Origin of the sequence: Polynucleobacter sp. UK-Kesae-W10 (assembly GCF_018881575.1) — a bacterium.
Classification (GTDB): Bacteria; Pseudomonadota; Gammaproteobacteria; order Burkholderiales; family Burkholderiaceae; genus Polynucleobacter.
Window position 1 is genome coordinate 400,823 of sequence record NZ_JACVQB010000001.1, and the last position, 26,744, is coordinate 427,566.

Consider the following 26,744-nt stretch of genomic DNA (forward strand, 5'->3'; position numbering starts at 1 on the left):
AATTTAGAGATGTCATCATGATGAAGCAAAGAACCATTGCAAGCCCTGTGAAAACAGTGGGTATTGGTTTGCACTCTGGCCGCAAGGTGACTATCTCTATTAAGCCAGCCCCAGTGAATTCAGGGGTGCAATTTGTACGTGTAGATACTCCGGAGCAGTCACTTGTTCCGGCCACCGCTCTAGCGGTCTGTGACACTAGGCTTGCCTCGGTAATTCAAAAAGATGGTGTGCGAGTTTCTACGGTAGAGCATTTGCTTTCAGCCTGCGCTGGCCTTGGCTTAGATAACTTATTGATAGAGCTTGATGGTGAAGAAGTGCCCATCATGGACGGCAGTGCAGCTTCCTTTTTGTTTTTAATTGAGTCAGCCGGCATCATCGAACAAGAAGCGCCACGTCAGTTCCTAGTGATTAAAAAGCCGGTCGAAGTGAAAGACGGAGACAAGCTTGCGCGTCTTGAACCATTCTTTGGATTTAAATTAGATTTCACGATTGATTTCAAGCATCCTGCAGTGGACAAGACTGGCCAACGATTTGTTGTAGATTTTGCAGAACATGCCTACCGGAGTGAAATCGGTCGAGCACGCACTTTTGGTTTTGCTCACGAAGTTGAAGCGCTCAGAGAGATGGGGCTTGCTCGTGGTGGTAGTTTAGATAACGCGATTGTTTTGGATGAGCACCGGATTCTGAACAATGAAGAATTGCGTTACGAAGATGAGTTTGTGCGTCACAAAATTCTGGATGCCATTGGGGATTTATATTTAATTGGCCATCCCATTGTCGGAGCTTATGTTGCCGAAAAATCAGGCCATGCCTTAAATAATGCGCTCTTACGTAAACTTTTAGAAGATCCAAGTTCTTACGAAATTTGTGAGTTTGCTGAAAACAAGGCCCCTGAAGCCTACTCTCAAGAAAATCAGCCCCTCTTCTTTTAAGTTTGGGCTTATTTCGGTTTTCGCTGCAAGAGCCGTTCTACCGTTTTTCTAAGCTCTGAATCTGGGGCGAGCTTATCGAGCAAGTCCTCCCAGGATTTCTTGGCTACCGCATTAAAACCCACTATTTTTTGGTTTTTTTGATCATCGGCCCTTGGCTTTACTTCCCAGTTTGCCGGTGAGGGCTTCATTTTCACTTTAATGCCCTTACAGGGCAATCCAAGTACTGATAACTCCTTGATTAGACTGGGTAAATTTTGTTGAAGGCGGGTGGCAATACTAGCGCTTCCAACCTGCAAAAAGAGCTCATCCTGGCCCCCAGAGTGCCATCCAGCTTCAATTTTTGAACTTAAATGCTCTAAGCCTATATTGCTTAAGGCTTTGCTGAGGGTGACCTTGAGTTTGGCTAAATCCTCTGTTTTGGCCAAAATACCCCCAAGTCCATTGGACTGACGCAGGTATTCCAGCCAATCGTGGGCTGTTTGCTTGCGGGGTGGTTTGGGGCTGAAGTTCATAAAAAATGGGGTTGCGGGTGATAAACTCAAGGACTTAATTTTCTTCAATATCCCATGGTAATCGGTCTTCTTAAAACCCTGGTCGGCAGTCGAAACGACCGCCTCTTAAAACAGTATCGCAAAGTCGTTGCCAAGGTCGCCGCTTTTGAAGCGAGCCTGCAATCTTTGGATGATGCCGCGCTTGCAGCCAAGACAACAGAATTTAAGTCTCGTCTGGCAGCCGGTGAGTCTTTGGACGATATTGCTCCGGAGGCATTTGCAGTTGTTCGCGAGGCCAGCGTACGCGTGATGAAAATGCGTCACTTTGATGCTCAGCTGATGGGTGGCTTAGCCTTGCATCAAGGCAAGATCGCAGAGATGGGTACCGGCGAAGGAAAAACCTTAACAGCAACCTTGCCAGTGTATTTGAATGCACTTACTGGCAAAGGAGTTCACGTAGTTACCGTCAATGATTATTTGGCGCAGCGTGATGCGGAGTGGATGTCTAAGTTATATAACTTCTTGGGCATGAAAGTTGGCGTGAATCTTTCTCAAATGGATCACACTGCCAAACAAGAAGCTTATGCCGCCGATATTACTTACGGAACAAATAACGAATTTGGTTTTGATTATTTGCGTGACAACATGGTCCAGGATTTGGATCAGCGTGTACAGCGTGGTTTAGCTTACGCCATTGTTGACGAGGTTGACTCCATCTTGATTGATGAGGCACGAACCCCATTGATTATTTCTGGTCAGGCAGACGACCATACCGATCTTTATATCAAGATTAATGCCTTACCCTCCTATTTAGAGCGTCAGATAGGAGAAGAAAAGGCTGATGGTACTGGCGTTGAGAAGCCTGGAGATTATTGGGTTGATGAAAAATCTCAACAGGTTTATCTCACAGAGCAAGGTCACGATAAAGCAGAACAAGTGCTGGTGCAGATTGGTGCTTTAAATGATGGCGATTCACTTTATGCTCCGCAGAACATTACCTTAATGCACCACGTGTATGCCGCGCTGCGCGCTCATACTTTGTATAACCGTGATCAACAGTATGTTGTTCAAAACAAAGAAGTCATCATTGTTGATGAGTTCACCGGTCGTCTCATGCAAGGTCGTCGCTGGTCTGATGGTTTACATCAGGCAGTAGAGGCTAAAGAAGGTGTTCCGATTCAGAATGAGAATCAAACTTTAGCAACGATCACCTTCCAGAATTACTTCCGTATGTACGGAAAATTAGCCGGTATGACCGGAACTGCTGATACTGAGGCGTATGAATTTAAAGAAATCTATAACCTAGAGACGGTTGTCATTCCTCCGAACCGCATTAGTCAGCGTAAAGACAAGCAAGATCAAATTTACAAGTCTTCGCGCGAGCGTTACGACGCCGTCATTAAAGATATTGAGGATTGCTATCAACGGGGTCAGCCAGTCTTGGTAGGAACAACCTCCATTGAAAACTCGGAACTCATTGCTAGTCTGCTCGATAAGCGTAAGTTACCGCATCAAGTGCTCAACGCGAAGCAACATGCGCGTGAAGCAGAGATCATTGCTCAAGCAGGTCGCCCCAAAATGATTACCATCGCCACGAATATGGCAGGTCGTGGAACAGATATCGTGCTTGGCGGTAATGTTGGCAAGCAGTCTGCTTTGATTGAGGCTGATGACTCATTAAGTGATTCTGATAAAGCAGCCAAGATTAAGCAGCTTCAAGACGAGTGGCAAAGTATTCACGATCAAGTGTTGGCTGCAGGTGGCTTGCACATCATCGGTACGGAGCGCCATGAAAGCCGCCGTATTGATAACCAACTAAGAGGCCGCTCAGGTCGCCAGGGTGATCCAGGTTCTTCCCGTTTCTATCTTTCATTGGATGACCCCCTCTTGCGCATCTTTGCTGGAGATCGCCTACGCGCCGTGATGGAGCGCTTGAAGATGCCTGATGGTGAGCCAATTGAGGCAGGCATGGTGACTCGCTCGATCGAGTCTGCTCAGCGCAAGGTGGAAGGCCGTAATTTTGATATTCGCAAGCAATTGCTTGAATATGATGACGTTGCGAATGATCAGCGTAAAGAAACTTACCGTCTGAGAAATCAGGTTCTAGAGAGCCAAGATATTGGTGAGCTTATCGCCAATCTTCGAGAAGATGTCTTGCGCTCAGTCTGTGCGTTCTATGTTCCCCTAGAGTCTATGGAAGAGCAATGGGATTTGCCAGGGCTGGAGAATGTTTTAGCTAACGAGTGGGGCTTAACCGTTGATCTGCAAAAGTGGGTTGAGCGCGCCGAGAGTATTGATGATGCTGAAATAGTTGAGCGCGTTCTGCAAGCGGCTAAAGATGCCTATGATGCGAAGGTTGAGCTGTCTGGGCGTGATTCTTTTGCAAGTTTTGAGCGCTCTGTTCTTTTGTATAGTGTCGACACGCATTGGCGCGAGCATTTAGCGGCTTTGGATCATTTACGCCAAGGCATTCATTTGCGCGGCTATGCGCAAAAGGATCCAAAGCAGGAATACCGTCGTGAAGCCTTTGAGCTTTATGGAGAACTTCTCGACGTTATCAAGAATGATGTTGTGAAAAGCATCATGACTGTACAAATTCGGAGTGCTAGCGAGCTGGATCGCGCCTCAGAGTCCATGAATGAAGATTTAGCCAAGTTGAAAGATCTTCAGTATCAGCACGCAGATGCTGATATGGAGGTGGCCGGCTCAACTGGTGACCGCGGTGCTGCAATTGACATCCAGCCTGCGCCTGCACGCACTGGACCAAAGATTGGTCGCAATGATCCATGTTCTTGCGGTAGTGGCAAGAAATACAAAAATTGTTGTGGCGCATTGACGTAATTTTTGCGCCAATGTAATCAACTTAAATGGCTCGAATGTATTCGAGCCATTTTTCTTGGTGGAATCCCTAAGCCTTGATTTCAGCGTAAATCTTCCATATCTGTCATTATTTGTAATTGATAAAACAATTTGTTTTCATTCCCACTCTTTCAATTTATTAAGGGGGCGTTATGGCCGTATCTTTCACTCTGAATGGCAAAGCAGTTAATTTTGAGGGGGATCCAGAAACCCCAATCCTTTGGGTTCTGCGAGATCACTTGGATGTCACTAGCCCTAAGTATGGCTGTGGTGCTGGTCTATGTGGTGCCTGTACTGTGCATCTTGAGGGTGCAGCAATTCGCTCTTGCTCAACTCCTATTTCAGCTGCTGCTGGAAAAAAAGTGACTACGCTTGAGGGTCTCTCAGACAAAGTCGGCAAAGCTTTAGCTGATGCTTGGATTGAATTCGATGTTCCTCAGTGTGGTTATTGCCAGACAGGACAAATGATGTCTGCCGCAGATTTACTGGCAAAGAAAAAACAGCCTAGTAGCGATGATATTAAAAACGCCATGAGCGGAAATATCTGTCGCTGTGGAACCTATTCCCGTATTGAAAAAGCAGTCAAACGTGCTGCCGATAAATTGGCTTAAAGGGGATATATAGATGAAAAATAATTCTTTACCAAATCAAGGTCGTCGCCAGTTCCTGCAGCAGGGCGCAGCAGCCACAGGAGCCTTTGTAATTGGCACGCACCTGCCATTGTCTAGTCAAGCTGCGACAGGAGGAAGTAATCAAGCGGCATTGGCAAATGCCTGGATTCAAATCACGCCCAATAATCAAATTACCTTAATCTGCGCGCGCTCGGAAATGGGTCAAGACGTCTACACCTCTTTGCCAGCTTTGCTCGCTGAGGAATTGAATTTGCCTTTATCAATGATTAAGGTAGAGATTGCAGGAGTTGCGCCGGTGTATATCAATGCGATGTTGGGCGGCCAAATTACTGGTGGCTCTACTTCAGTGCGTGAAGCCTTCGATAAGTTGCGGACAGCTGGAGCTGCTACGCGCTCCGTCTTGGTTCAAGCGGCGGCTCAGAAGTGGAATGTAGCAGCGGCTGACTGTAAGGCGATGAATGGCAAGGTGGTTCACGCGAACGGTAAGTCTGCCACCTATGGTGAATTGGCTGCGGATGCTGCAAAGCTGCCGTTACCAGAAAAACCAACCCTGAAGTCACCAGCTAATTTCATGGTAATTGGTAAAGAGAGTATGCGCCGCTTAGATACGCCAGCGAAGGTCGCTGGTAAAGCGGTATATGGCATCGATGTGAAGATTCCCGGTATGGCGATTGCTTCTCTAGCCCAATGTCCAGTAATTGGCGGTACCCCAACATCCTTTGATGCATCAGGAGCCATGAAAGTTTCTGGCGTGATCAAGGTGGTTCAGATTTCTGATGGCGTGGCCGTATTGGCAAAGGATTTCTATGCCGCACGCAAAGGCAGGGATGCGCTGAAGATCACCTGGAACGAAGGCCCTAATGCAAACTTAAACAATGCAGTTGTCCGTAAGTCCCTAGAAGATGGCCTCTCTCAAAAAGGGGCGGTTATCAAAACAGTCGGTGACACGGGCGCTGCCGTACCAAATGGTAAGGCCATCAGCGCGCAATATTTCTTGCCGTATTTGGCGCACTCCACAATGGAGCCAGTCAATTGCTCAGCTGATGTTTCTAATGGCAAATGCAGAATTATTGGACCAATTCAATTCCAACAGGGTGGTCAGGCTGTTGCGGCTGCAGCTGCAGGCGTTAAACCTGAAGATGTCACGATTGAAACGACCTTCTTGGGCGGTGGATTTGGGCGTAAATTAGAACTCGACTTTATCCGTCAGGCTGCTGAAATTTCAAAGGCGGCTGGCATGCCAGTGAAGATGCTGTGGACCAAAGAAGACGACATCACCCATGACTTCTATCGTCCAATGAGTATTCATCGCGTTGAGGGCGTTTTGGGCGCAAATGGTCAATTGGCAACCATGAAGGCCAAAATGGTTTCCCAGTCGGTAACCGCGCGTGCTTTCCCTGGCTTTGTGAAGGATGGTTTTGATCCCTTTATGGTTGAAGGCTCCAACAATATTACGTATGAAATTCCGAATTTAGAAATCACCAACGTGATTACGGATACGGGATTACGTGTGGGTTATTGGCGTTCAGTGAGTAATGCACTCAATGCATTTGCCATTGAGAGTTTTGTCGATGAGGCTGCAAAAGCTGCTGGTAAGGATCCTGTAGCTTATCGTCTGGCATCCTTGAGCAAGCACCCAAGAGCAAAAGCCGTGCTGGAGACAGCCGTCAAGAAGTCGGGTTATGTTGCTGGTAGCAAGCGCTTTGGCGTTGCTCAAATGGAGTGTTATGACACCTATTCTGCTTGTATTTTGGAGCTCGATACTGCCGCTCCTGATACTAAGGTGAAGAAGATTACCTTTGTGTCGGATTGCGGCATTGCGGTTCACCCAGATCAAGCAAGGGCCCAACTCATGGGAGGCGTGATTTATGGTTTAAGCGCTGCCTTGGGGAATGTGATCACAATTGAAAATGGGCGAGTTCAGCAAAACAATTTCAATGACTACCCAAGTCTGCGTCAAAATCAGGTGCCCAATATTGAGGTGCATCTCATTCCTAGCCAGGAAAAGCCAGGTGGCTTGGGTGAGGTTGGGGTGCCTTTAGTAGCGCCGGCCTTGGCTAATGCAATTGCAGCAGCTACTGGTAAGCGCATTCGAGAGTTACCAGTAAAAGCCTAATCAGGCCTTTTTGATAGATAAAGCGCGCCACCGGTTGGCGCGCTTTGTTTTTACGCCTCATCTACAATTATCAGACTATGACAGTTAACTTACCCCTCCCCCAAAAAGCCGATCTCAAGCCTGTTAAAGGTTTTGAAATGGGCATCGCTGAAGCCGGAATTAAAAAGGCAAATCGCAAAGATTTATTGGTCATGACATTGGCGCCTGGATCGCAGGTAGCCGGTGTTTTTACTTTAAATCGCTTCTGTGCCGCCCCGGTACAAGTTTGTCGAGAGCATTTGGCGCAAGAGGGCCGTAACGGTGAGATTCGGGCTTTGGTGGTGAATACTGGTAATGCAAATGCTGGTACTGGTGAGCAAGGCATGCGCCATGCATTAGAGACTTGCGCTGCCTTAGCGAAAGATCTCCGGATTCATCCAGAGCAAATCTTGCCATTTTCAACAGGTGTCATTCTGGAGCCTTTACCAATTCAAAAAATCATTACCGCCTTACCCAAGGCAGTTGCAAATTTAGGTGAAGATAACTGGTTTGATGCAGCTCAAGCAATCATGACAACGGATACGCAACCCAAAGCCAGTTCTGTCACGATTCAAACTCCAGCGGGTGAGGTGGTGCTTACTGGTATTTGCAAAGGTGCTGGAATGATTCATCCCAATATGGCAACCATGTTGGGATTTATTGCAACGGATGCAGGCTTTGCACCAGGCCTGCTTGCCAATCTGACGCGTGAAGTAGCTGATCTTTCTTTTAACGCTATTACGATCGATGGTGATACTTCTACAAATGATTCCTTCATCATCATGGCTACTGGCCAGTCCAAGGTACAGATTCAATCTGTGAATGATCCAAGTTATATAGTGGTGCGCGATGCATTGATTGCTTTGGCTAGAACATTGGCCCAAATGATTGTGCGCGATGGGGAAGGCGCTACCAAATTTATGACGATTGAAGTTGTTGGTGGAAAAACTCCAGAAGAATGTCGTTTGGTGGCTAAGGCCGTGGCGCACTCTCCCTTGGTAAAGACCGCTTTCTTTGCTAGTGATCCTAATTTAGGGCGAATTTTGGCCGCCATTGGTTACGCCGGCATTCAAGACTTGGATGTGAATCATGTGCAGATGTGGCTAGGGGATGTTTGGGTGGCTAAGGATGGTGGGCGCAATCCGAGCTATCAAGAGGCCGATGGCCAGCGTGTCATGCAGGCTGCTGAGATCACCGTCAAGATTGACCTAGGGCGCGGTAGCGCAACGCAAACAATGTGGACATGTGATTTGTCTCATGAATATGTCTCGATTAATGCAGACTATCGCTCTTAATAGATCACTCAGACCATGAATAAGAAATTAGACCAACTTTTAGACCATCTCGAAACCTTCTTACCTAAAGCATTGTCTGAAGAGCAGTGGAAGTCTTCCACTGCATTTAGATGGCGCCGCAGAGATAGTATTTTTGGCAGCATCGGTTTTTTACAGCCCGTAAAGCATGTGGCTGATATTACGTTTGATGACCTTCAAAATATCGATCGCCAGCGGGATGCTATTCGGGACAACACCAAAAACTTTATTCAAAAAAAGCCAGCCAATAATATTTTGCTCACTGGTGCCCGCGGCACCGGCAAATCCTCTTTAATTAAAGCAAGTTTGCATGAATTTGCTAGCCAAGGGTTGCGCTTGGTAGAGGTGGAAAAAGAACATTTAGCAGATTTGGCCGACATTACTGAACTTTTAGCCGATCGGCCAGAGCGCTTCATTATTTTTTGCGACGATCTCTCTTTTGAGGATGGAGAATCCGGCTACAAGGCCATGAAATCGGCTCTAGACGGCTCAGTATCCGCCCAAGTCGACAATATTTTGATTTATGCCACCTCAAATCGACGTCACTTGTTACCTGAATATATGAAAGATAACGAGGGTTATGTGCATGGTGATGATGGCGAGATTCACCCTGGTGAAGTCGTTGAAGAAAAAATATCTTTGTCGGAGCGTTTTGGATTGTGGCTCTCTTTTTATCCGCCAAAGCAAGACGAGTACTTGGCGATTGTTGCGCATTGGCTCAATCATTTTGGTTTAAGTGCCGAAGAAATTGAGACCGCTCGTTCTGAGGCCTTGGTGTGGGCGTTGGAGCGTGGTTCACGCTCGGGTCGAGTCGCTTGGCAGTTTGCCAAGCACTGGGCTGGCTCCCATCCTAAATAAGTAATGCTGTATGACAGACACTAAGCGTCCAGTTACTGAAGTTGCTGCGGGAATATTGCTGGATCAATCCGGTCGTTATTTACTAGGCCAAAGGCCTGCCGGAAAACCCTACGCTGGATATTGGGAAGTACCAGGTGGAAAGATTGAAAAAGGTGAGTCTGTATTTGAGGCGCTCAAACGCGAATTGCAAGAAGAGCTCGGCATTGATATTCAGGCGAGTGAAGAGCTGACTGTTCTAGAGCATGATTATCCTCATGCTTATGTACGCCTACATGTGAGCATTATTCGGGATTGGATTGGGGTGCCAAAAGGCTGTGAGGGACAGGCCCTCTCATGGGAACTTCTGAAGGCAGAAAAACCGAGTGTAGCCCCTTTGTTACCGGCCGCATGGCCAATGCTGGAAAAGCTTAAGGCCCTGATAGATTAAAGCTGGCAGAGGGTTAGCTTGAAGCCAACATCCTGATTTACTGGCTGCGCTTTTTTGTCGCGATCCGATTGTAAAAAACGTACTGATAGCAAGTATTTATTAGCACTAATCTCAGAGAAAAGCGTGTCATCTTCGACTGCAATGCGCATCAATTGATAGACTTTGCCAGAAGGCGCCTGCTGAAATGAGCCGTTGTGTGCAACTACTTCTTTTGCTTCGCCGGATTGACGCAACAAACGTAAAAATAGCTGACAAGCATCTTGCCAAGGCAAGAGCGGGCTGACAAAATTTTCTAATAAATTGCGGCGCTCAGAAGAGGGGCTATTTTTCCAAGCGTGATAGCTTGGCAAATCGATAGGGCTTGTACCGCCAGGAATATTTAAGCGCGTACGAATAGCGTTAAGCCATTCGCTTTCAGCAATCACTAAATTAGGTCTTCCTGCGGATTGGTTAATCTTGCCTGCAACCGCGTCGATTTCTGAGAGTGTTTGTGCAAGAGCCTCTTGATCTACCTTTTGGGAAGATTTCAGACCATTCAACGCGTACCTTTGGCGCTCAAACTCTTTTAAGAGTAGTGACTTGATATCTCCGCGTGCACCAATATCACCAAGATCAAACAAAATGGAAATCGCATTGTGATGCAGCTCTGGATCATCCGAACGAGTGAAGTGATTAAAGCGGGCGAACAAATACTCCAGTCGAAGCATGCTTCGAACTAATTCGTTGAAGGGGTATTCGTAGACAATCACAAGCCCATATTCTATGACGAACTGAGCAGATCTTTCTGAATCTGTAGGATTTTTTGGTGCAAGCGGATGACTTCGGGTTCTAAATCACCAAGTGCCCCTTGGTTTTGAATAACCATATCCGCCCTGGTCAAGCGCTGCTCTCTGGTGGCCTGGGCCTGCAGAATTTTCTCCACTTCCTGGCGAGATAAATTGCTGCGCTGCATCACTCTTTCAATCTGGGTCGCTTCAGGGCAGTCCACCACGACCAATAGATCTATCAAAGTCTCCCAAGAGCCCGACTCCAGCAGCAGGGGAACCACAAAGACTAGGTAAGGGGCGCCTGATTTGGCTAGATGGGTTGCCTGTCGAATCGTTTCTTGGCGAATCAGTGGATGGGTAATGGCCTCCAAAGCCTTTCTAGCCTCCGGTTTTGCAAAGACCAATGCACGCATTTTGCTTCTGTCTAAAGCGCCAGAAGAGTCGATAAATTCTGCCCCAAAGCTGTCTTTAATCGATTGGATTGCCGCTCCTTGGGGCGCGGTAATTTGGTGTGCAATTAAATCGGTATCAATGATGCCGGCACCCAGCTTTCCCAGGAGATCACTTACGGCAGTTTTGCCGGAACCAATCCCGCCAGTTAAGCCGATAAGGGGTAGAACCCTTTTTAAGCTGCTTAAGCAGGGCTGCTCAGAGTCAAGGAGTAAAGAAGCTGTGGCCATAACAACTCAATAATGCCAGCAATGGCAAGAAATGGTCCAAAAGGGAAGGCTGTGCGCATCGTCTGCCTTTGGGAGCGAAGCCAAATCATCCCACCTAGCAAGCCGCTTAAAGAGGCGATGAACAGGATGCCGGGTAAGGCGCTCCAGCCAAACCATGCACCAAGAGCGGCCAGTAGTTTTGCGTCACCCATGCCAATACCGTTTTGTTGATAAAGCTTGTGATAGCAAAAGTTCAGAAACCAAAGAGAGTAGTAGCCAGTAAGGGCGCCAAGTAGAGAGTTTTGTAAATCCGTAAAACTGATGCTAGCTAGTCCGCTAAAGAGGATGCCTGCCCCAAGCAGTGGCATTGTGATGAGGTCGGGCAGCCGAAAAGTTCGCCAATCCTTATAAGCCAAATAAATCAATACGACTATCAGCGCAATACGAATGTAATCGATTGGTAGCATGGGCATCGTTAAATAATTTGTCCAAGGTTAAAAATCGGTAGATACAAGATTATGACTAGGCTACCAATAATGATGCCAACAGTAATGATGAGTAGGGGCTCTAGTGTATGGCTGAGATTGTTTAGGTGCGCACCCAGTTGGGCACTCAAAGTATTAGCACGCTTGCCGAGCATTTCAGGAAGAAAGCCACTTTCAGAGGCAATATGAAGCAATTGCAAGGTTTGGGTATCAAACAGATGTTTTTTGGGATCTGCTTTATTGAGTGCTTCACCCAGAGACCAACCTCGTGTCAGATGCTTAAAGACTTCTGCGCTCAGATCATGGCTCAGCCAGTGATTAGAGGATTGCGCGGTCACGCGCAATGCATCTGGAAGCGCAAGACCAGAACTCAGGAGATGACCTAACGTTCTGCACCAGTAAACCAGGGCGGCAAGGCGAAATAGTCTCCCCAATAATGGCATCTGTAGGCTCCATAGATCACATTTTCTTTGCAATGATGGTGATTTCATCCAAGCCAAAAAAAAGAGTGTGGCGCTACCAAACAAGCATGTGCAAATTTCTAAGAAGAAGTGGTTCATGATTGCAGAGGCTTGCAGCAGTGTTTTGGTAGGCAGTGGAAGTTCTGCTTGGAAGTGAGAGAAGACCTCCTTAAATACAGGCACCACCCAAATCATCATCACGATCACAAGTAGGCAGGCGCTCCCTAAGGTAATCACTGGATAGCTCAATGCCTGTTGAATTTTGCGCCGCAATTCAATTTGAGCTTCCAGTTGCTGACTAATCGTGTGAAGGGCAAGAACAAGATCTCCAGTGCGTTCGCTAACGCGAATCAGATTGATAAATTCTATCGAGAATTGCTTGCCCTGCGAGGCTAAGGATTGGGAAAAGCTATCCCCTTTTCGTAGTGTTGATTGAATGTGCTCAAGCCAAGATTGCCATTCTTTTGGGGCAGAGGCTTGAATCAGTTCAATAGCATTTAAGAGCGCTAAGCCGGCGTTTAAGAGGGTGAGTAACTGCTGTGCGAATTCGAATTGACGCTCTTTACTTAATGCCATGAACTCACCTCGGCATCCAGGGCGGCCTGATCGATTAAGCCAGCATGAACATGGCGCATACCCGCCTCTTGAAGGCTGAGAAAGGATAGTGACGGGTCAATTAAATGAGGTATATCAAGAACCTCATGCACGCCAATACGACCTTGGTAGCCACTTCCCTTGCAGATGCTGCAGGATTTGGCGCCCTGAAGATTCGAGTTTTTGCATCCGGCGCAAAGCTTTCGTACTAGTCGCTGGGAACTGATGCTGCGAATGCAGGTTTCAATGGATTCCTGATCTATTCCGAGATTTTTCAATCTGACCAAGGCGCCTCTAGCGTCTCGAGTGTGGAGCGTACTCAATACGAGGTGACCAGTTTGTGCTGCTTGAAATGCAAGATGCGCAGTCACACTATCTCGAATTTCTCCAATCATGATGACGTCTGGATCTTGCCTTAGCAGCGCTCTAATAATGACTGGAAAATCTAGACCTGCACGAGGGTGGTAGGCAACCTGATTAATTCCTGGCAGTCGAATTTCTATTGGATCCTCAATGGAGCATATATTGCGTTGCTCTTGATTGAGTCTATGAAGACAGCTATAGAGCGTCCGTGTTTTGCCGCTCCCCGTTGGCCCTGTCACCAAGATCAGGCCATTGGTTTTAGCAATTGCATGTTGAAAGATGGCTAATTGCTCCGGTAAGAGACCAGTATTTTCTAGCTCGAGCTCGTCCAAGCAATTGGGCAAGATGCGAATGACGGCTTTTTCTCCATGGAGTGTCGGCAGAATGGATACGCGGCAATCAATGCTGGGTTTTGAGAACTCCAGGCCAATACGTAAGCGACCATCTTGGGGTATGCGTTTCTCAGCGAGATCTAGCCGTGCCAATACTTTGATGCGAGCAATCAGGCGATCATGAAATTCGCTCGGATAGCGTGACTGAATTTGTAACAAGCCATCGACTCGAATGCGGATCGAAGTGTCCTGTAATCCTGCCTCTATATGAATATCGCTAGCTCTGGCCTGAATTGCATGAGCTGCAATTTCATACCATGTACGAATAATGAGTGAGTCATCTTGAAGGCTCAATCTTGTTCTTGAGCGGGTTTATGGAGTTTGACTGTTTTAATGCCTTGATCATCAAACTGAACGATCTCCATCACAACGCCAGCAATTTTGATGCTGACATCATGATCCGGAATGGCTTCTAACTTTTCAAGGATAAGACCATTCAGTGTTCTGGGGCCATCTAAGGGTAGATTCAGATTGAGAAGGCGATTAAGGTCACGCAAAGTTGCGCTGCCACTGGCAAGATAAGTGCCATCAGCCAACCAGCGTGGATCGGTTGAAAGATTGGAGAATGAGGTTGTGAACTCACCAATCAATTCTTCAACGATGTCTTCAAAAGTCACCAAGCCCAACACTTCCCCATATTCATTCACAACCAAACTCAAGCGCTGCTGATTATCTTGAAAAAACTGCATTTGCTGCAAGACGGGTGTGCCGCTAGGAATAAAGTAAGGCTCATTGACGAGGACCCTAAAGTCCTCATGCTTTAAGTCTGAGTTACCTAAGAGGGAGAGCGCTTTCTTGACGGACAAAATTCCGACAATCCGCTCAGAGTCGCCATCACATACTGGTAATTTATTGTGATAACAGGTCTCTAGCTGCTGCACCACCTCATCGATGGGGCGCGAAAGGTCCAATACCTCTATTTTTGATCTTGGCGTCATCACATCATCTACGGTGATATTTTCAAGATTAAATAGATTGAGCAAAATATTGCGATGGTGATTGGAGACAAAGCGGTTCGATTCCAATACAAGACTGCGCAATTCTTCTTTACTCATTGCCCTGCTATCCGATGTCGATTGCAGACCAGAAACCTTCATGAGCCCAGAGACAAAGCTATTGATGAACCACAGCAAGGGTTTGAGTATGTAAGTGAGGGGGAGGATGAGCCATCCCACATTGCTGGCAATCTTTTCTGGAAATGCGGCGCCAATTACTTTTGGAGTGATTTCACTAAAGATAATGATTAATAAGGCAACCACTAAAGTTGCAATGGAGAGAACAAAACCGCTCTCACCGAATAAGTGCAGTGCAACACCCGTAACCAAGATTGGCAGGATGGTGTTAATTAGGTTATTGGAGATCAGCAAGACCGATAAGAGTGAGTCAATCCGCTTTAGTAATCGCTCTGCTAATGCAGCGCCGGCGTTCCCACTATTTGCCATAGCCCGAAGGCGATGGCGGTTTGAAGACAGCATGCTGGTTTCGGCCATTGAAAAAAAGCCAGAAAGTGCAAGTAAAAATAGGACTAAAGCGACCTGGCTATATAAGGGCCAATCGTCAAAAAAGTTGTCCATGAAGGTTTGCCTGCAAAAAAGTAATGAGGATTCAATATAGCAAAGTAGTATTTCTAAGGCTATAGCGCCACTGGAAATCTGGCGTCATCCACCCGATCGATCTATGTCAGAATCATCCACATATGACCTTATCTAGAAAACCCCTCTTGCCAGAAAGTGCACGTTATTGCGTGATTGCCGCACCATTTGGTCGGCTTGGGATTTTGACGGAGTTGGTAGAGGGGAGCTTAATGTTGTCAAAAATTGACTACCTCCCATCAGAAGTTGCTTTACTAGCGCCGCAAAATGCATTGGCTAAAAAAGTAGCAAAACAGTGCCAAGCGTATTTCACAGATCCTCATTATGTATTTGATTTACCGCTCAAGCCCTTGGGAACAGCCCATCAACAAAGGGTCTGGCAGAAAATTGGCCAGATCGCTAGTGGCAAGACGCAAACCTATGGTGAGCTTGCAAAAGCGATACAGAGTGGTCCACGTGCTGTGGGAACGGCGTGTGGTGCAAATCCTTTTCCATTGATTACCCCTTGCCATCGAGTGGTATCAAGCCAAGGCATTGGTGGTTTTATGAAGGAGAATGCGCCAGGACTTTATCGCCAAATTAAAATCTGGCTTTTACAGTATGAAGGCGCTCTGTAGTTATTCGGCGATGCTGCGCAGGGGTTTTCCTGCAATTGCGAAGAAAGCTTTCATCAGCGCATCACTGCAAACAGCAATTTTTGTGAAAGCATAAAAAGCCATTACCACTTTTCTTGAAAGCTTTACTTCATCCTTAAATTGAAATTGGTTGTGAGTCGCAATTTTGGAAAGTGTCATAACCGCTAGACCAAAAGCAAGAAAGCAAAAACGGCGCATGCCATAGTCTTCCTTGGGGATTAGTAGGATATAGCGTAAGGAGTCTTTCAGTTTTTGATTCGCGATGATCAATAACTCCGCTTGGCTGACTAGAGTAGGCTTCCAGGAGACCCCACGTGCCTTATCCTCTGGAGAGTCTTTGAGAATATTGGTCATTTGTAGGGCTTGACCAAAAGCCACCGCTAAATCCTCATGTCCCTGAAGTTGCTTGGCAAATGCGGGAGAGTGAGTTGCAAAGATCGTAGTGAGCAATTCTCCAACGACTCCAGCGACAACGTAACAGTAATGTTCGAATTCTGCTAAGTCCTTCAGACCTGCTTCACTTTGTTTGTTATGAAAATAAGACATGCCTTCGGACATGATGGAAACGCATCGACTGACTGCGGCTTGATCATTACTTGAGCAGGTATGCAAAATTCTCAGAACGGTAGGGGTATGTGCAATCAAATCGAGCTCATCTTGATTACCATAGTCTTTTAGCGCGATGAGGCAAGGGTCTACAAAAGACTGCACAGATGCCTTCTCAAGCACAGCATCTAAAAATAATTTCGACAGTGTTTGCTTCGTTTCAGGACTCAGACTCCCAGCATCTTCAATCGTGTCAACGATGCGACAAAGCAAGTAGGTATTACCAACGACGATTTCAATATCGGGCGGCAATAAGGGGATTGTGAGCGCGAAGGTTCGGGATACCGAGCTCAAAATGGTCTTTTGATAGGCCAGATCTGCTTCTAGGTTATCTGTGGGGTGAATTTGGGGTGTGCGCACTACTGAATTATGTCAGACCTGCATGCTCTAAATTGGCACTTATATCCATACTTCTAAAAGTGACATGGCCATATAATTTCAGCAAATTCTGGAAGGAGAAGTTCGGCGTGCTTATTTGGTTCGTCATTATTTACTGGGTAGTTTCAGTAGGCATTGGCCTCTGGGCTGCCTTGCGTGTAAAAGATACGGCTGACTTTGCTGCTGCTGGTCACAGCCTTCCTATGCCGATTGTTACAGCAACTGTTTTTGCAACTTGGTTTGGTTCAGAGACTGTTTTAGGTATTCCGGCGACTTTTTTAAAAGAGGGCTTAGGCGGTGTAGTTGCCGATCCGTTTGGCTCATCCCTTTGCCTTATTTTGGTAGGCCTATTTTTTGCGCGACATTTATACAACCGTCGCATGCTCACGATTGGTGATTTCTTTCGTGAAAAATATGGCCGCACAGTAGAGGTATTGGTTACCCTTTGCATTGTGGTGTCTTACTTGGGTTGGGTTGCTGCGCAAATAAAAGCTTTGGGACTCGTTTTCAATGTGGTTTCGGAAGGTAGTATTTCGCAAACAGGCGGGATGTTGATAGGTGCTGCCAGTGTTTTGATTTACACCTTATTTGGCGGTATGTGGTCTGTGGCTATTACCGACTTTATCCAGATGATCATCATTGTGATCGGCATGCTGTACATCGGTGGTGAGATGACCGTCCAAACCGGGGGCATTGGCGTCGTCATTGAGCACGCCGCAGCTGCCGGTCAGTTCAGTAATTTCTGGCCTGATATGAACTTGGCATCGATTTTGGGTTTCGTGGCCGCGCTATGCACCATGATGCTAGGCTCGATTCCACAGCAAGACGTTTTCCAACGCATCACCTCTAGTAAGAACGTTAACATTGCAGTCAATGCGGCCATACTTGGCGGCGTCTTGTATTTCATTTTTGCATTTGTCCCAATGTATCTGGCTTACTCCGCGACTTTAATTAGTCCTGATTTGGTCAAGCAATATTTAGATACTGATCCACAAATGATCTTGCCTAAGTTAATCTTGAATCATGCGCCCATCATTGCACAGGTAATGTTCTTTGGCGCCTTGCTATCCGCAATTAAGAGTTGTGCGAGTGCTACCTTGTTAGCACCATCGGTCACTTTTGCAGAAAATATTGTGCGAGGATTCTTTAAGCATCTTTCAGACCGACAACTGTTGAAGATTATGCGTATTACGGTGCTGTGTTTTGCTGTCGTCGTCACTTTCTTTGCTGTTAATTCTGAGCTTTCTATTTTTAAGATGGTTGAAAGCGCTTACAAAGTCACCTTGGTTGCTGCATTTGTGCCTCTCGCATTTGGGGTCTATTGGTCTAGAGCAAATTCTTTGGGTGGTTTATTAGCGGTAGTTGGCGGTCTGACGATTTGGATAAGCTGTGAGATTCTGGCGCCCCATGCGATTGTGCCTCCGCAGTTAGCAGGTTTATTGGCGAGCATGGCAGGAATGATCCTCGGAAGCCTAGTGCCAAAAGATGCCTTGAAAGCGGTTTAAATTGTCATTTGCCTAAAAATTAGGCAATAAATTGTTGCACCGCAAAATATTCTCATCTAATATGACAGTAATTCAAAAATTTTTGTTCTTGTGGAGTTTTTTATGAAAATCTGTGTGATCGGTGGGGGCGGCGCAATTGGCGGCTACCTGGCTGTCATGTTGGCGCGAGCTGGTAACGACGTTACCGTTGTAGCCCGTGGCGCAACTTTAGCCGCCATTAAAGAGCGTGGCTTAGCTTTAATTATGGACGATCAGCCTGAGCCTCTCGTAGCCCAGGTGAAGGCCGTCGAAAAAATTCGGGATGCAGAAACGCCTGATGTCGTGATATTGGCAGTTAAAGCGCATCAAGTAGAACCAATCATTGATGACTTAGCAGCCATCATGGGCCCTGAAACTATTTTGATTCCGATGCAAAACGGTATTCCTTGGTGGTATTTCCAAAAGCTGGGTGGCGAGTATCAAGATCACTCAGTTGAAACTGTGGATGCAGGTGGAGTTGCTAAGAAGACAATTAATCCCAACAACATCATTGGTTGCGTAGTGTATCCAGCGACCTTTACTCAGGCGCCTGGTGTGATTCGCCACGTAGAGGGCAATCGCTTTCCATTAGGCGAGTTGGATGGCAAGACCACTGAGCGTATCCAGAAGATGTCTGAAATGATGGGTGCAGCTGGATTTAAGTCCCCCATCTTGGACGATATTCGTTCAGAGATTTGGCTCAAACTTTGGGGCAATATGACTTTCAACCCAATCAGTTCATTGACTCACGGCACCCTCGAGGGTATTTGCCAGTATCCGCTGACCAAAGAGTTAGCGCGCAATATGATGGCTGAAGCTCAAACAATTGCAGAAAAATTGGGTGTTACTTTCCGTGTTGATATTGAGCGACGCATTGCTGGTGCTGAGAAAGTCGGCAAACACAAGACTTCTATGTTGCAAGACTTAGAAGCTGGACGTAGTTTGGAAATTGATGCTTTGTTAGGTTCCGTGATTGAGCTGGGTAAGATCACTCAAACCCCTACACCTTGCTTAAATACTGTCTTTGCTTTGACGAAATATTTGGATGAAAATGTCCAAGCTTCTAAAGGTAGTTTGGCCTTACCTTCTGTATCGGGCTATTAAACGATAAGCTCGCGGCACATTCGCAGTAGATTTGCTGCAATAAAAAACCCTTGCTAGTAATTTAGCAAGGGTTTTTGTTTTATTGGATTGACAATTATTCGAAACGATTATCGAGGCGTCCAACTCCATCGATGATGATGCTGACATTGCTACCGGGTTTCATGGAGCCTACACCCGCAGAGGTGCCGCAGGCAATGATGTCACCTGCTTCGAGTGGTACATCTTGGGAGATCAGGCTGACTAATTTTGCGGGCGGGAAAATCATATCTGCCACCGGATAGTTTTGACGTTCTTGATCGTTCAAAATCGTTTTGATAGTGAGCTTGCTGGGATCAACATCAGTTGTGATGTACGGGCCAAAGACGCCAAAGGTATTAAAGCTCTTTGAGCGAGTCCACTGGGCATATCCGGGATCACGATTAAGGATTTCGATGGCTGTGACATCGTTGATGCAGGTGTAGCCAAAAATCGCCTTAGCCGCCTCTGCTTCATCTGCCTCATGGCAACGCTTACCAATCACAATGCCCAGTTCACCTTCGTAAACCACTTTGCCTGAGTAAGATTTTGGTGTGCGAATGACTTGATTGGCGGCCAAGAAAGAATTGTTACCTTTGAGAAAGTACAGTGGTTCGGCGGGTACGGCATGCTCTAGTTTGGTGACCAGCGCATGAAAGTTATCAACCATCGCCACCATTTTGGATGGCGTACATGGGATGTCCAGCGTGACGTCGCCCAGCTTGAGTGTTTCACCGGTTGCTGTTGGCGCATTAAATAAATCGCCTGAGTAGACCAAAATTTGGTCACCTTGAACCTGTCCTAAACCAGTTTTTCCTTGATGCTGAAAACGAAGCCATTGAGCCATGATGAAGTCCTATGAAGTAATGATGAAATCTTAGGTCTGGCGTGCCAGAGAGTAGCTACATAAGTCGCGCAGTGCTGTAGTAGCCTCATTGTCTGGAAAGTGTTGAATGCATTCCAGCGCCAAGTCTGCTTCACGCTTTGCGGCTGTTTGGGTGTATTCCAAGGCGCCAGAGCTTTGAACGGCTGCCAGAATTTGTGCAAAGACATCATCTGGTAAATCTTGATTTTGTTCAATGGCGGCGCGCACTAACAGGCGCTCTTCATTGCTACCATTTTCTAGGAGATAGATCAGTGGCAAGGTTGGCTTGCCCTCGCGCAAATCATCGCCTGCATTCTTGCCCATCTGAGCAGCGTTTGCGGTGTAGTCCAATAAGTCATCCATGAGTTGGAATGCAGTTCCAATATGACGTCCAAAGGCGGCTGCTTGCTCGCGTTGTGCTGCTGATGCATTGGCAAGAATTGCGCCTAGTTCTGTAGATGCTTCAAACAGTTTGGCGGTTTTATAGCGAATCACCTGCAGATAGCTTGCTTCATCTACTTCTGGGTCATTCATATTGAGCAGTTGCAGCACTTCACCTTCAGCAATGGTATTAGTGGCATCCGAGAGAATTTGCATGACCCGCAGATCATTGGGGCCGACCATCATCTGGAATGCTCGGGAATAGAGAAAATCGCCAACTAAAACACTGGCAGCGTTGCCAAAAGCAGCATTAGCAGTCTCCCGCCCCCTTCTGAGGGTGGATTCATCGACCACGTCATCATGTAAGAGGGTGGCGGTATGGATAAATTCCACAACCGCAGCCATTTCTAGGGCGTGTGGGGTAGCTTGGCCCTTGGCTAGGGCCTTGGCAACCAACATCAATAAGGCCGGTCTGACCCGTTTTCCACCCGCCTGGATGATGTAACTGGAGATTTGGTCAATTAAGGCAACTTTTGAGGCTAATCGCAGGCGTATCACCTCATCTAAGCCCTTGAAATCTAAGGCGATCGGGGCCAGAATCTGGCTTAATTCATTGATTTTGACAGTGCTCGTCATGCAAGATATAATAATGGGCTTAGCTTATCCAGGGTGGATTAGCTTAAATGTAGATATTAATTGAGGTTTCAAACCATGTACGCGGTCATAAAAACCGGTGGCAAACAGTATAAAGTTGCTGCAGGCGAAAAATTGAAAATAGAACAGATACCAGCGGAAATCGGCAGCGAAATCACTCTTGACCAAGTCCTCGCCGTTGGCGAAGGCGCTTCACTGAAATTAGGTGATCCATTGGTTAATGGTGCAGCTGTGATGGCCACTGTCGTCTCCCAAGGACGTCACGATAAAGTGACAATCTTTAAGATGCGCCGTCGCAAGCATTATCAAAAGCACCAAGGCCATCGTCAGAATTTCACTGAAATTTTGATCAACACGATTAAAGCCTAATTCAGGGTAGGAGAAAGATATGGCACAGAAAAAAGGCGGCGGCTCAACACGAAATGGCCGCGACTCAGAATCGAAACGCTTAGGCGTTAAAGTATTCGGCGGCGAGCATATTAATGCTGGCAGCATCATTATTCGTCAACGTGGCACACGTGTTCATCCGGGCGCAAACGTTGGTATTGGTAAAGATCACACTTTGTTCGCCTTAATTGACGGCCAAGTGGAATTCGGCGTTAAGGGTGCTTTGAAGAAGGCCCAAGTTTCAGTCTTGCCTCGTTCATAAGGCGCCTGACTGAGACTCGTTTGATTCAGATTTATTCCGAATTTAACTCTTAGGAACAGGCCTCGCTAAGCGAGGCCTTTTTTATTCATGAAATTTATAGACGAAGCACGCATTGAAGTCATAGCCGGCCAGGGTGGCGCCGGGAGCGCCTCTATGCGCCGTGAAAAGTTTATTGAATTTGGCGGACCGGATGGCGGCGATGGCGGCAAAGGCGGAAGTGTTTGGGCTACTGCTGATCGCAACATCAATACGCTGATTGATTACCGCTACGCAAAAACCCACACCGCAAAAAATGGTGAGCCAGGTCGTGGTGCCGATTGCTATGGCCGCGCTGGTGACGATATCGAATTGCGAATGCCCGTGGGAACCATTATTTCTGACTACGAAACTGGTGAGCCTATTGCTGACCTTACTACCCATGGCGAGCGTCTTTGCTTGGCGCAAGGTGGTGTTGGTGGCTGGGGCAATATTCACTTTAAGAGCAGTACGAATCGTGCACCACGTCAAAAGACAAACGGTAAGCCTGGTGAGCGACGTAAATTAAAGTTGGAACTCAAGGTATTGGCTGATGTTGGTTTGCTGGGTATGCCCAATGCAGGCAAATCCACCTTGATCACTGCAGTTTCCAATGCGCGTCCAAAGATTGCCGATTACCCATTTACTACCTTGCATCCGAATTTAGGTGTGGTGCGTGTGGGTAATGAGCGTAGCTTTGTGATTGCTGATATTCCAGGGCTAATCGAGGGTGCGGCTGAGGGCGCGGGTTTGGGTCATCGTTTCTTACGTCACTTACAGCGTACCGGCGTACTGTTGCATTTAGTCGATCTTGCTCCATTTGATGAGAATGTCGACCCTGTCGCAGAAGCAAATGCCATTGTGAATGAGTTGCGCAAATACGATGAAGCCTTGGTAGAAAAGCCACGTTGGTTGGTTTTAAACAAGGTCGATATGATTCCGGAAGAGGATCGCAAAAAGGTTGTCGCTGACTTTGTAAAGCGGTTTAAGTGGAAAGGCCCTGTATTTGAAATTTCCGCTTTAACGGGACTCGGTTGCGATAAGCTTTGCTACTCACTTCAGGATTATTTAGATTCCGTACGTCGTGATCGAGATGACGCTGAAGAGCGTGCTGCAGATCCGCGTTACCAAGATCAAGCTGAAGATAAAACCCCCGATTAAAGTATCGATTGAGCGCCTCTTTTTATGAGTCTTAAAAACACTAAACGGATCGTTGTCAAAGTAGGTTCTAGTCTGGTCACCAATAACGGTGAAGGCTTGGACCATGCTGCCATTGCGCTTTGGGCAGAGCAAATTGCGGATTTATTAAAGGCGGGCCATGAAGTATTGATGGTGAGCTCAGGCGCAATTGCTGAGGGTATGCAGCGATTGGGTTGGGCTAAGCGCCCCCAAGAAATTCATCAACTCCAAGCTGCCGCCGCAGTGGGGCAGATGGGCTTGGTTCAGGTATATGAAAGTTGTTTTGCGCGCTTTAATTTACGCAGTGCCCAGATTTTGTTGACTAACGCAGACCTGGCGCACGCCGAGCGCAATGCTAATGCCAAAGCAACTTTAGATACTCTCTTGAAGTTGGGAGTTGTTCCCATCATCAATGAGAACGATACCGTGGTCACCGATGAGATTAAGTTTGGTGATAACGATAGCCTGGCCGCCTTAGTAACCAATTTGGTTCATGCGGATTTACTCATTATCTTGACGGATCAAGGTGGATTATTCACTGCAGATCCTCGCAATAACCCAGATGCTACTTTGTTGACCCAGGCGGTAGCCGGTGATCCTGCCTTAGAAAAAATGGCCGGGGGAGCAGCTAGCGAGCTGAGCAAAGGCGGGATGTTGACTAAGGTGCTCGCTGCCAAAATTGCTGTGCAAACCGGGGCATCTACGGTGATTGCTTCTGGACGTGAACCACAGGTTTTAACTCGCCTATTGGCAGGCGAAAAGATCGGTACTTGTTTAGTGCCGCCAGCGACCCATTAAAACCGATAAGCCCCGACTTTAGTTGGCAATAATGCCAAATGAATTGCTAGGCTGACTACCGCCAGTAAAGGCATTCGGATTAAGAGACTTCAAAATCGTGTTGACGTCTTTTACTTGAGTATCAAAATTGCAAATTGCTCCTTGCGCTAAAGAGGCTTGGTAGCGGTTGGGAACATTGCTCTGAATTGTTTTCCAAGTAGAGAGAGGGTTTTCTCTCCAGGCGCTATTTTCAAGTGTTCCATAGAGTCTCCACTGAAATGAATCGCAACGAATACCCTCGTACTGCGCCTGTTGGCTGCCATTGGGACTGGTAAGAACGACGATATAGCGCGTCACACCATCGGCGCCAATCAGAATGGAGTCTGTGTCAATTGCAAACTTAAAGACCGTGTGTTGTGATACATAGAAGGGTAGTAGCTTAGACGGATTGGGTGGATTGAGGGGCATTGTCGTTGTCCCTTCCTTAAACACCATTGGTGCAAATGGATCTAAGCCACTCTCTATTGGGTCTCCTGCGCAAGCAAACAGCATGCCCGTCATTGCAGCGCAAATGGTGTAACGACGAAATTGATGCAGGTGTGAGTTCATATTATTTTGGCTTATCCGATTTGGAGGATTCTTTGGGGTTCTCTTCTGCTTTGGGGTAGAAAGATTGCAATAAATCTAGTGGAGAGCCCCAAGCGAGCTGTTGCATGCGCACTCCTTTGGATAGGTAGCGGGCAAGTTCAGACAATGCCAGTTGGTAAACCTCACGTTTAAATCCAATCACCGCATCCAATTGAATCCAGAAGGGTACCCAACGCCAGGCATCAAACTCGGGATGCTCAGTTGCCCTCAATTGAATATCGCTATCAAGACCAACCATACGCAGAAGAAACCAGATTTGTTTTTGGCCACGGTATGCGGCCCGATGAACGCGGGTGGCGTGTTGCCGGCGTAAATATTCCTCAGGGACGTCGTAGCGAAGCCAGTCCCTGGTCCGTCCAATAATTTGGACATGTTCCGGCAGCAAGCCTACCTCTTCATGCAATTCGCGGTACATTGCCTGCTCAGGGCTTTCGCCATGAGCAATCCCACCCTGTGGGAACTGCCACGAATGCTGCCCAACGCGTTTTCCCCAGAAAACCTCGTTACGGCTGTTAAGGAGGACAATGCCGACATTGGGTCTATACCCTTCACGGTCAAGCATGATCGTGCCCCAAATCCTTTAAAATCAATGATTTGATTATATCCATACATGAAAGCATCACAATCATTTCTCGCCACGCTCAAAGAAGCCCCCTCTGACGCAGAGGTGGTCTCGCACAAACTCATGGTGCGCGCTGGTTTAATCCGCAAGCTGAGTGCTGGTGTTTATAACTATTTGCCACTTGGTCTGAAGGTCATTCGCAAGGTGGAAAACATCATCCGCGAAGAAATGAGTCGTGCTGGCGCAATTGAGTTGTTGATGCCAATGATTCAGCCTGCCGAATTGTGGCAAGAAACCGGTCGTTGGGAAAAGATGGGTCCTGAGTTGTTACGTATTAAGGATCGCCATGATCGCGACTTTTTAATTCAGCCAACCTCAGAAGAAGTCATTACCGATTTAGCTCGTAATGAAATCAAGAGCTATAAACAATTGCCAGTCAATTTTTATCAAATTCAAACGAAGTTCCGTGATGAGCGTCGTCCGCGCTTTGGCATCATGCGTGGCCGCGAATTCAGCATGAAAGATGCGTACTCATTCGATCGTGATGCTGAAGGTCTGAAAAAGTCATACCAAATCATGTTTGATGCGTATACCCGTATCTTTAAGCGCATGGGACTGCAGTTCCGTGCAGTCACTGCTGATAATGGTGCTATTGGTGGCTCTGGCTCTCAGGAGTTTCATGTGATTGCCGATACCGGCGAAGATGCGATTGTGTATTGCCCCAGTTCCGATTACGCAGCGAATTTAGAGGCTGCCGAGTCCTTGGCCTTGATTGCCGCCCGTGCTGCTGCAAGCCAGACAATGGCTAAAGTTCCAACGCCAGATCAAACCAATTGTGCTGACGTTGCTAAGTTCCTCAACATTCCACTTGAAAAGACTGTGAAGTCCTTATTGTTTGCTGCCGACCAAGAAAATGGACCAGCGAAACTCTTTATGTTGTTGGTACGTGGTGATCACGAATTGAATGAAGTGAAGGCAAGCAAGATACCCGGAATGGCGGAATCTCGTTTTGCAACTGAAGCAGAAATTAAACAAGCCTGTAATGCTCCCGCTGGTTATCTCGGGCCTGTAGGTGTTAGTGCTGATGTAACCGTGGTGGCCGATCGTACCGTTGCCAATATGTCTGATTTTGTCTGCGGCGCAAATGATGCTGGTCACCACCTGACTGGTGTTAATTGGGCGCGCGATTTACCTGAACCATTAGTAATGGATATTCGTAATGCCGTCATCGGTGATCCTTCTCCTGATGGCAAGGGCGTAGTGGATATCTGTCGCGGAATTGAAGTGGGTCACGTATTTCAACTGGGTACTCGTTACTCAGAGGCAATGGGTTGTACGTACTTGGATCAACAGGGTAAAGCGCAGCCGATGGTGATGGGCTGTTATGGCATTGGTGTAACGCGCTTGCTTGGCGCTGCCATTGAACAAGGTCATGACGATAAAGGCATCATCTGGCCTATTTCGATGGCGCCGTTTGAGGTGGTCATCTGCCCAATGGGCTATGAAAAGTCAGAGGCAGTAAAGGCCGCATGCGATCAATTGCATGAGGAATTGCAAGCTGCTGGGATTGACGTCATTTTGGATGATCGCAATGAGCGTCCTGGTGCCATGTTTGCTGACTGGGAGTTGATTGGTGCGCCATTCCGTGTAGTGATCGGAGATCGCGGATTGGCAGATTCTCAAGTGGAGTTTAAGGGTCGTACTGATGCGGAGTCACAAAATATTCCGCTGGCGCAAATTAAAGACGCTGTGATCGCCGCCGTTCAGACAGCAAAGCGTTCAGTCAACTAAGTT

Annotated in this window: 26 protein-coding genes and 1 pseudogene; 15 read left to right on the plus strand and 12 right to left on the minus strand. The window is 47.1% G+C overall.

The features are described from left to right. Positions 1 to 17 precede the first annotated feature (17 nt). The gene (lpxC, locus tag ICN24_RS02185) at positions 18 to 932 is read left to right on the plus strand and encodes a UDP-3-O-acyl-N-acetylglucosamine deacetylase (protein ID WP_216221039.1); all 915 of its coding nucleotides are present in this window, start codon (positions 18 to 20) and stop codon (positions 930 to 932) included. An 8-nt stretch (positions 933 to 940) separates the two neighbouring features. On the opposite strand, the gene ICN24_RS02190 is transcribed toward lpxC, so the two are convergent. Continuing rightward, positions 941 to 1,474, minus strand: coding sequence for a hypothetical protein (locus ICN24_RS02190; RefSeq protein WP_255532530.1), 534 nt, complete (start codon positions 1,472 to 1,474; stop codon positions 941 to 943). 24 nt (positions 1,475 to 1,498) lie between these two features. On the opposite strand from ICN24_RS02190, the gene secA reads away from it, so the two are divergent. The 6 genes from secA to ICN24_RS02220 all read left to right on the plus strand — a co-directional run bounded on the left by secA (position 1,499) and on the right by ICN24_RS02220 (position 9,646). Next, positions 1,499 to 4,264, plus strand: a complete 2,766-nt coding sequence (gene secA, locus ICN24_RS02195) for a preprotein translocase subunit SecA (RefSeq protein WP_216221040.1) — start codon at positions 1,499 to 1,501, stop codon at positions 4,262 to 4,264. A 170-nt stretch (positions 4,265 to 4,434) separates the two neighbouring features. Further along, positions 4,435 to 4,893, plus strand: coding sequence for a (2Fe-2S)-binding protein (locus ICN24_RS02200; protein WP_216221041.1), 459 nt, complete (start codon positions 4,435 to 4,437; stop codon positions 4,891 to 4,893). Between the two features lie 13 nt (positions 4,894 to 4,906). Next, entirely contained in the window at positions 4,907 to 7,030 is a 2,124-nt protein-coding gene (locus ICN24_RS02205; RefSeq protein WP_216221042.1) for a molybdopterin cofactor-binding domain-containing protein, read from the plus strand. Positions 7,031 to 7,107: 77 nt separating this feature from the next. Further along, positions 7,108 to 8,343 carry a bifunctional glutamate N-acetyltransferase/amino-acid acetyltransferase ArgJ gene (gene argJ, locus ICN24_RS02210; protein WP_216221043.1) on the plus strand — a complete coding sequence of 412 codons (1,236 nt, stop codon included), beginning with the start codon at positions 7,108 to 7,110 and terminating at the stop codon, positions 8,341 to 8,343. A gap of 15 nt (positions 8,344 to 8,358) precedes the next feature. Further along, the gene (locus ICN24_RS02215) at positions 8,359 to 9,219 is read left to right on the plus strand and encodes an ATP-binding protein (protein ID WP_216221045.1); all 861 of its coding nucleotides are present in this window, start codon (positions 8,359 to 8,361) and stop codon (positions 9,217 to 9,219) included. Positions 9,220 to 9,229: 10 nt separating this feature from the next. Then, positions 9,230 to 9,646 carry an NUDIX domain-containing protein gene (locus ICN24_RS02220; RefSeq protein ID WP_216221047.1) on the plus strand — a complete coding sequence of 139 codons (417 nt, stop codon included), beginning with the start codon at positions 9,230 to 9,232 and terminating at the stop codon, positions 9,644 to 9,646. On the opposite strand, the gene zapD is transcribed toward ICN24_RS02220, so the two are convergent. The 6 genes from zapD to ICN24_RS02250 are packed head-to-tail and all read right to left on the minus strand — an operon-like array spanning position 9,643 to position 14,941. Next, the gene (gene zapD / locus ICN24_RS02225; protein WP_216221048.1) at positions 9,643 to 10,395 is read right to left on the minus strand and encodes a cell division protein ZapD; all 753 of its coding nucleotides are present in this window, start codon (positions 10,393 to 10,395) and stop codon (positions 9,643 to 9,645) included. The two genes, ICN24_RS02220 and zapD, sit on opposite strands and share 4 nt — an antisense overlap. A gap of 11 nt (positions 10,396 to 10,406) precedes the next feature. Then, positions 10,407 to 11,093 carry a dephospho-CoA kinase gene (coaE, locus tag ICN24_RS02230; protein ID WP_216221049.1) on the minus strand — a complete coding sequence of 229 codons (687 nt, stop codon included), beginning with the start codon at positions 11,091 to 11,093 and terminating at the stop codon, positions 10,407 to 10,409. Further along, positions 11,048 to 11,539: an A24 family peptidase gene (locus tag ICN24_RS02235; protein ID WP_255532531.1), complete on the minus strand. Its 492-nt coding sequence runs from the start codon at positions 11,537 to 11,539 to the stop codon at positions 11,048 to 11,050. Before ICN24_RS02235 ends, coaE begins: the two co-directional genes overlap by 46 nt. An 8-nt stretch (positions 11,540 to 11,547) precedes the next feature. Next, positions 11,548 to 12,594: a type II secretion system F family protein gene (locus ICN24_RS02240; protein WP_216221051.1), complete on the minus strand. Its 1,047-nt coding sequence runs from the start codon at positions 12,592 to 12,594 to the stop codon at positions 11,548 to 11,550. Next, the gene (locus ICN24_RS02245) at positions 12,585 to 13,661 is read right to left on the minus strand and encodes a GspE/PulE family protein (protein ID WP_216221052.1); all 1,077 of its coding nucleotides are present in this window, start codon (positions 13,659 to 13,661) and stop codon (positions 12,585 to 12,587) included. The genes ICN24_RS02240 and ICN24_RS02245 overlap by 10 nt, the downstream gene beginning before the upstream one ends. Further along, positions 13,658 to 14,941: an HlyC/CorC family transporter gene (locus ICN24_RS02250; RefSeq protein WP_216221053.1), complete on the minus strand. Its 1,284-nt coding sequence runs from the start codon at positions 14,939 to 14,941 to the stop codon at positions 13,658 to 13,660. The genes ICN24_RS02245 and ICN24_RS02250 overlap by 4 nt, the downstream gene beginning before the upstream one ends. Before the next feature lie 122 nt (positions 14,942 to 15,063). Between ICN24_RS02250 and ICN24_RS02255 the strand changes: the two genes are divergently transcribed. Then, on the plus strand, positions 15,064 to 15,576 hold the full coding sequence (locus tag ICN24_RS02255; protein WP_216221055.1) for a methylated-DNA--[protein]-cysteine S-methyltransferase: 513 nt from the start codon (positions 15,064 to 15,066) through the stop codon (positions 15,574 to 15,576). Here the strand turns inward: ICN24_RS02255 and ICN24_RS02260 are convergent, their stop codons facing one another. Then, positions 15,577 to 16,560, minus strand: a complete 984-nt coding sequence (locus tag ICN24_RS02260) for a squalene/phytoene synthase family protein (protein WP_216221057.1) — start codon at positions 16,558 to 16,560, stop codon at positions 15,577 to 15,579. 107 nt (positions 16,561 to 16,667) lie between these two features. Between ICN24_RS02260 and ICN24_RS02265 the strand changes: the two genes are divergently transcribed. Continuing rightward, positions 16,668 to 18,083 (plus strand): sodium:solute symporter family protein, encoded by a 1,416-nt coding sequence (locus ICN24_RS02265; protein ID WP_216221060.1) that lies wholly within the window; start codon positions 16,668 to 16,670, stop codon positions 18,081 to 18,083. 102 nt (positions 18,084 to 18,185) lie between these two features. Further along, positions 18,186 to 19,205 (plus strand): 2-dehydropantoate 2-reductase, encoded by a 1,020-nt coding sequence (locus ICN24_RS02270; RefSeq protein WP_216221062.1) that lies wholly within the window; start codon positions 18,186 to 18,188, stop codon positions 19,203 to 19,205. 94 nt (positions 19,206 to 19,299) lie between these two features. Here ICN24_RS02270 and ICN24_RS02275 read toward each other — a convergent pair whose 3' ends face one another. Beyond that, positions 19,300 to 20,067, minus strand: a complete 768-nt coding sequence (locus ICN24_RS02275; RefSeq protein ID WP_216221064.1) for a fumarylacetoacetate hydrolase family protein — start codon at positions 20,065 to 20,067, stop codon at positions 19,300 to 19,302. A gap of 30 nt (positions 20,068 to 20,097) precedes the next feature. After that, positions 20,098 to 21,102 carry a polyprenyl synthetase family protein gene (locus ICN24_RS02280; RefSeq protein ID WP_216221066.1) on the minus strand — a complete coding sequence of 335 codons (1,005 nt, stop codon included), beginning with the start codon at positions 21,100 to 21,102 and terminating at the stop codon, positions 20,098 to 20,100. Between the two features lie 75 nt (positions 21,103 to 21,177). Here ICN24_RS02280 and rplU point away from each other — a divergent pair, with 75 nt between their 5' ends. The 4 genes and pseudogenes from rplU to proB all read left to right on the plus strand — a co-directional run. Further along, positions 21,178 to 21,489 (plus strand): 50S ribosomal protein L21, encoded by a 312-nt coding sequence (gene rplU / locus ICN24_RS02285; RefSeq protein ID WP_011902040.1) that lies wholly within the window; start codon positions 21,178 to 21,180, stop codon positions 21,487 to 21,489. A 19-nt stretch (positions 21,490 to 21,508) separates the two neighbouring features. Further along, positions 21,509 to 21,769: a 50S ribosomal protein L27 gene (rpmA, locus tag ICN24_RS02290; protein WP_011902041.1), complete on the plus strand. Its 261-nt coding sequence runs from the start codon at positions 21,509 to 21,511 to the stop codon at positions 21,767 to 21,769. 87 nt (positions 21,770 to 21,856) lie between these two features. Next, positions 21,857 to 22,945 carry a GTPase ObgE gene (obgE, locus tag ICN24_RS02295; RefSeq protein ID WP_216221068.1) on the plus strand — a complete coding sequence of 363 codons (1,089 nt, stop codon included), beginning with the start codon at positions 21,857 to 21,859 and terminating at the stop codon, positions 22,943 to 22,945. A gap of 24 nt (positions 22,946 to 22,969) precedes the next feature. Next, positions 22,970 to 23,743 (plus strand): annotated as a pseudogene (gene proB / locus ICN24_RS02300) (glutamate 5-kinase); the annotation flags it as partial. Positions 23,744 to 23,779: 36 nt separating this feature from the next. Here the strand turns inward: proB and ICN24_RS02305 are convergent. Together ICN24_RS02305 and ICN24_RS02310 are read right to left on the minus strand one after the other, a co-directional pair. Further along, positions 23,780 to 24,349 (minus strand): CNP1-like family protein, encoded by a 570-nt coding sequence (locus ICN24_RS02305; RefSeq protein WP_216221072.1) that lies wholly within the window; start codon positions 24,347 to 24,349, stop codon positions 23,780 to 23,782. Between the two features lies 1 nt (position 24,350). After that, positions 24,351 to 24,950, minus strand: a complete 600-nt coding sequence (locus ICN24_RS02310; RefSeq protein WP_216221073.1) for an RNA pyrophosphohydrolase — start codon at positions 24,948 to 24,950, stop codon at positions 24,351 to 24,353. 48 nt (positions 24,951 to 24,998) lie between these two features. On the opposite strand from ICN24_RS02310, the gene ICN24_RS02315 reads away from it, so the two are divergent. Further along, positions 24,999 to 26,741, plus strand: coding sequence for a proline--tRNA ligase (locus ICN24_RS02315; protein WP_216221075.1), 1,743 nt, complete (start codon positions 24,999 to 25,001; stop codon positions 26,739 to 26,741). Positions 26,742 to 26,744: the final 3 nt, after the last annotated feature.

Excerpts from the sequence above, each read along its gene's own strand:
- lpxC (WP_216221039.1), top strand. The coding sequence starts at position 18 with ATGATGAAGCAAAGAACCATTGCAAGCCCTGTGAAAACAGTGGGTATT.
- secA (WP_216221040.1), top strand. The coding sequence starts at position 1,499 with ATGGTAATCGGTCTTCTTAAAACCCTGGTCGGCAGTCGAAACGACCGC.
- ICN24_RS02200 (WP_216221041.1), top strand. The coding sequence starts at position 4,435 with ATGGCCGTATCTTTCACTCTGAATGGCAAAGCAGTTAATTTTGAGGGG.
- ICN24_RS02205 (WP_216221042.1), top strand. The coding sequence starts at position 4,907 with ATGAAAAATAATTCTTTACCAAATCAAGGTCGTCGCCAGTTCCTGCAG.
- argJ (WP_216221043.1), top strand. The coding sequence starts at position 7,108 with ATGACAGTTAACTTACCCCTCCCCCAAAAAGCCGATCTCAAGCCTGTT.
- ICN24_RS02215 (WP_216221045.1), top strand. The coding sequence starts at position 8,359 with ATGAATAAGAAATTAGACCAACTTTTAGACCATCTCGAAACCTTCTTA.
- ICN24_RS02220 (WP_216221047.1), top strand. The coding sequence starts at position 9,230 with ATGACAGACACTAAGCGTCCAGTTACTGAAGTTGCTGCGGGAATATTG.
- coaE (WP_216221049.1), bottom strand. The coding sequence starts at position 11,093 with ATGGCCACAGCTTCTTTACTCCTTGACTCTGAGCAGCCCTGCTTAAGC.
- ICN24_RS02235 (WP_255532531.1), bottom strand. The coding sequence starts at position 11,539 with ATGCTACCAATCGATTACATTCGTATTGCGCTGATAGTCGTATTGATT.
- ICN24_RS02240 (WP_216221051.1), bottom strand. The coding sequence starts at position 12,594 with ATGGCATTAAGTAAAGAGCGTCAATTCGAATTCGCACAGCAGTTACTC.
- ICN24_RS02250 (WP_216221053.1), bottom strand. The coding sequence starts at position 14,941 with ATGGACAACTTTTTTGACGATTGGCCCTTATATAGCCAGGTCGCTTTA.
- ICN24_RS02255 (WP_216221055.1), top strand. The coding sequence starts at position 15,064 with ATGACCTTATCTAGAAAACCCCTCTTGCCAGAAAGTGCACGTTATTGC.
- ICN24_RS02270 (WP_216221062.1), top strand. The coding sequence starts at position 18,186 with ATGAAAATCTGTGTGATCGGTGGGGGCGGCGCAATTGGCGGCTACCTG.
- ICN24_RS02275 (WP_216221064.1), bottom strand. The coding sequence starts at position 20,067 with ATGGCTCAATGGCTTCGTTTTCAGCATCAAGGAAAAACTGGTTTAGGA.
- ICN24_RS02280 (WP_216221066.1), bottom strand. The coding sequence starts at position 21,102 with ATGACGAGCACTGTCAAAATCAATGAATTAAGCCAGATTCTGGCCCCG.
- rplU (WP_011902040.1), top strand. The coding sequence starts at position 21,178 with ATGTACGCGGTCATAAAAACCGGTGGCAAACAGTATAAAGTTGCTGCA.
- rpmA (WP_011902041.1), top strand. The coding sequence starts at position 21,509 with ATGGCACAGAAAAAAGGCGGCGGCTCAACACGAAATGGCCGCGACTCA.
- obgE (WP_216221068.1), top strand. The coding sequence starts at position 21,857 with ATGAAATTTATAGACGAAGCACGCATTGAAGTCATAGCCGGCCAGGGT.
- ICN24_RS02305 (WP_216221072.1), bottom strand. The coding sequence starts at position 24,349 with ATGAACTCACACCTGCATCAATTTCGTCGTTACACCATTTGCGCTGCA.
- ICN24_RS02310 (WP_216221073.1), bottom strand. The coding sequence starts at position 24,950 with ATGCTTGACCGTGAAGGGTATAGACCCAATGTCGGCATTGTCCTCCTT.
- ICN24_RS02315 (WP_216221075.1), top strand. The coding sequence starts at position 24,999 with ATGAAAGCATCACAATCATTTCTCGCCACGCTCAAAGAAGCCCCCTCT.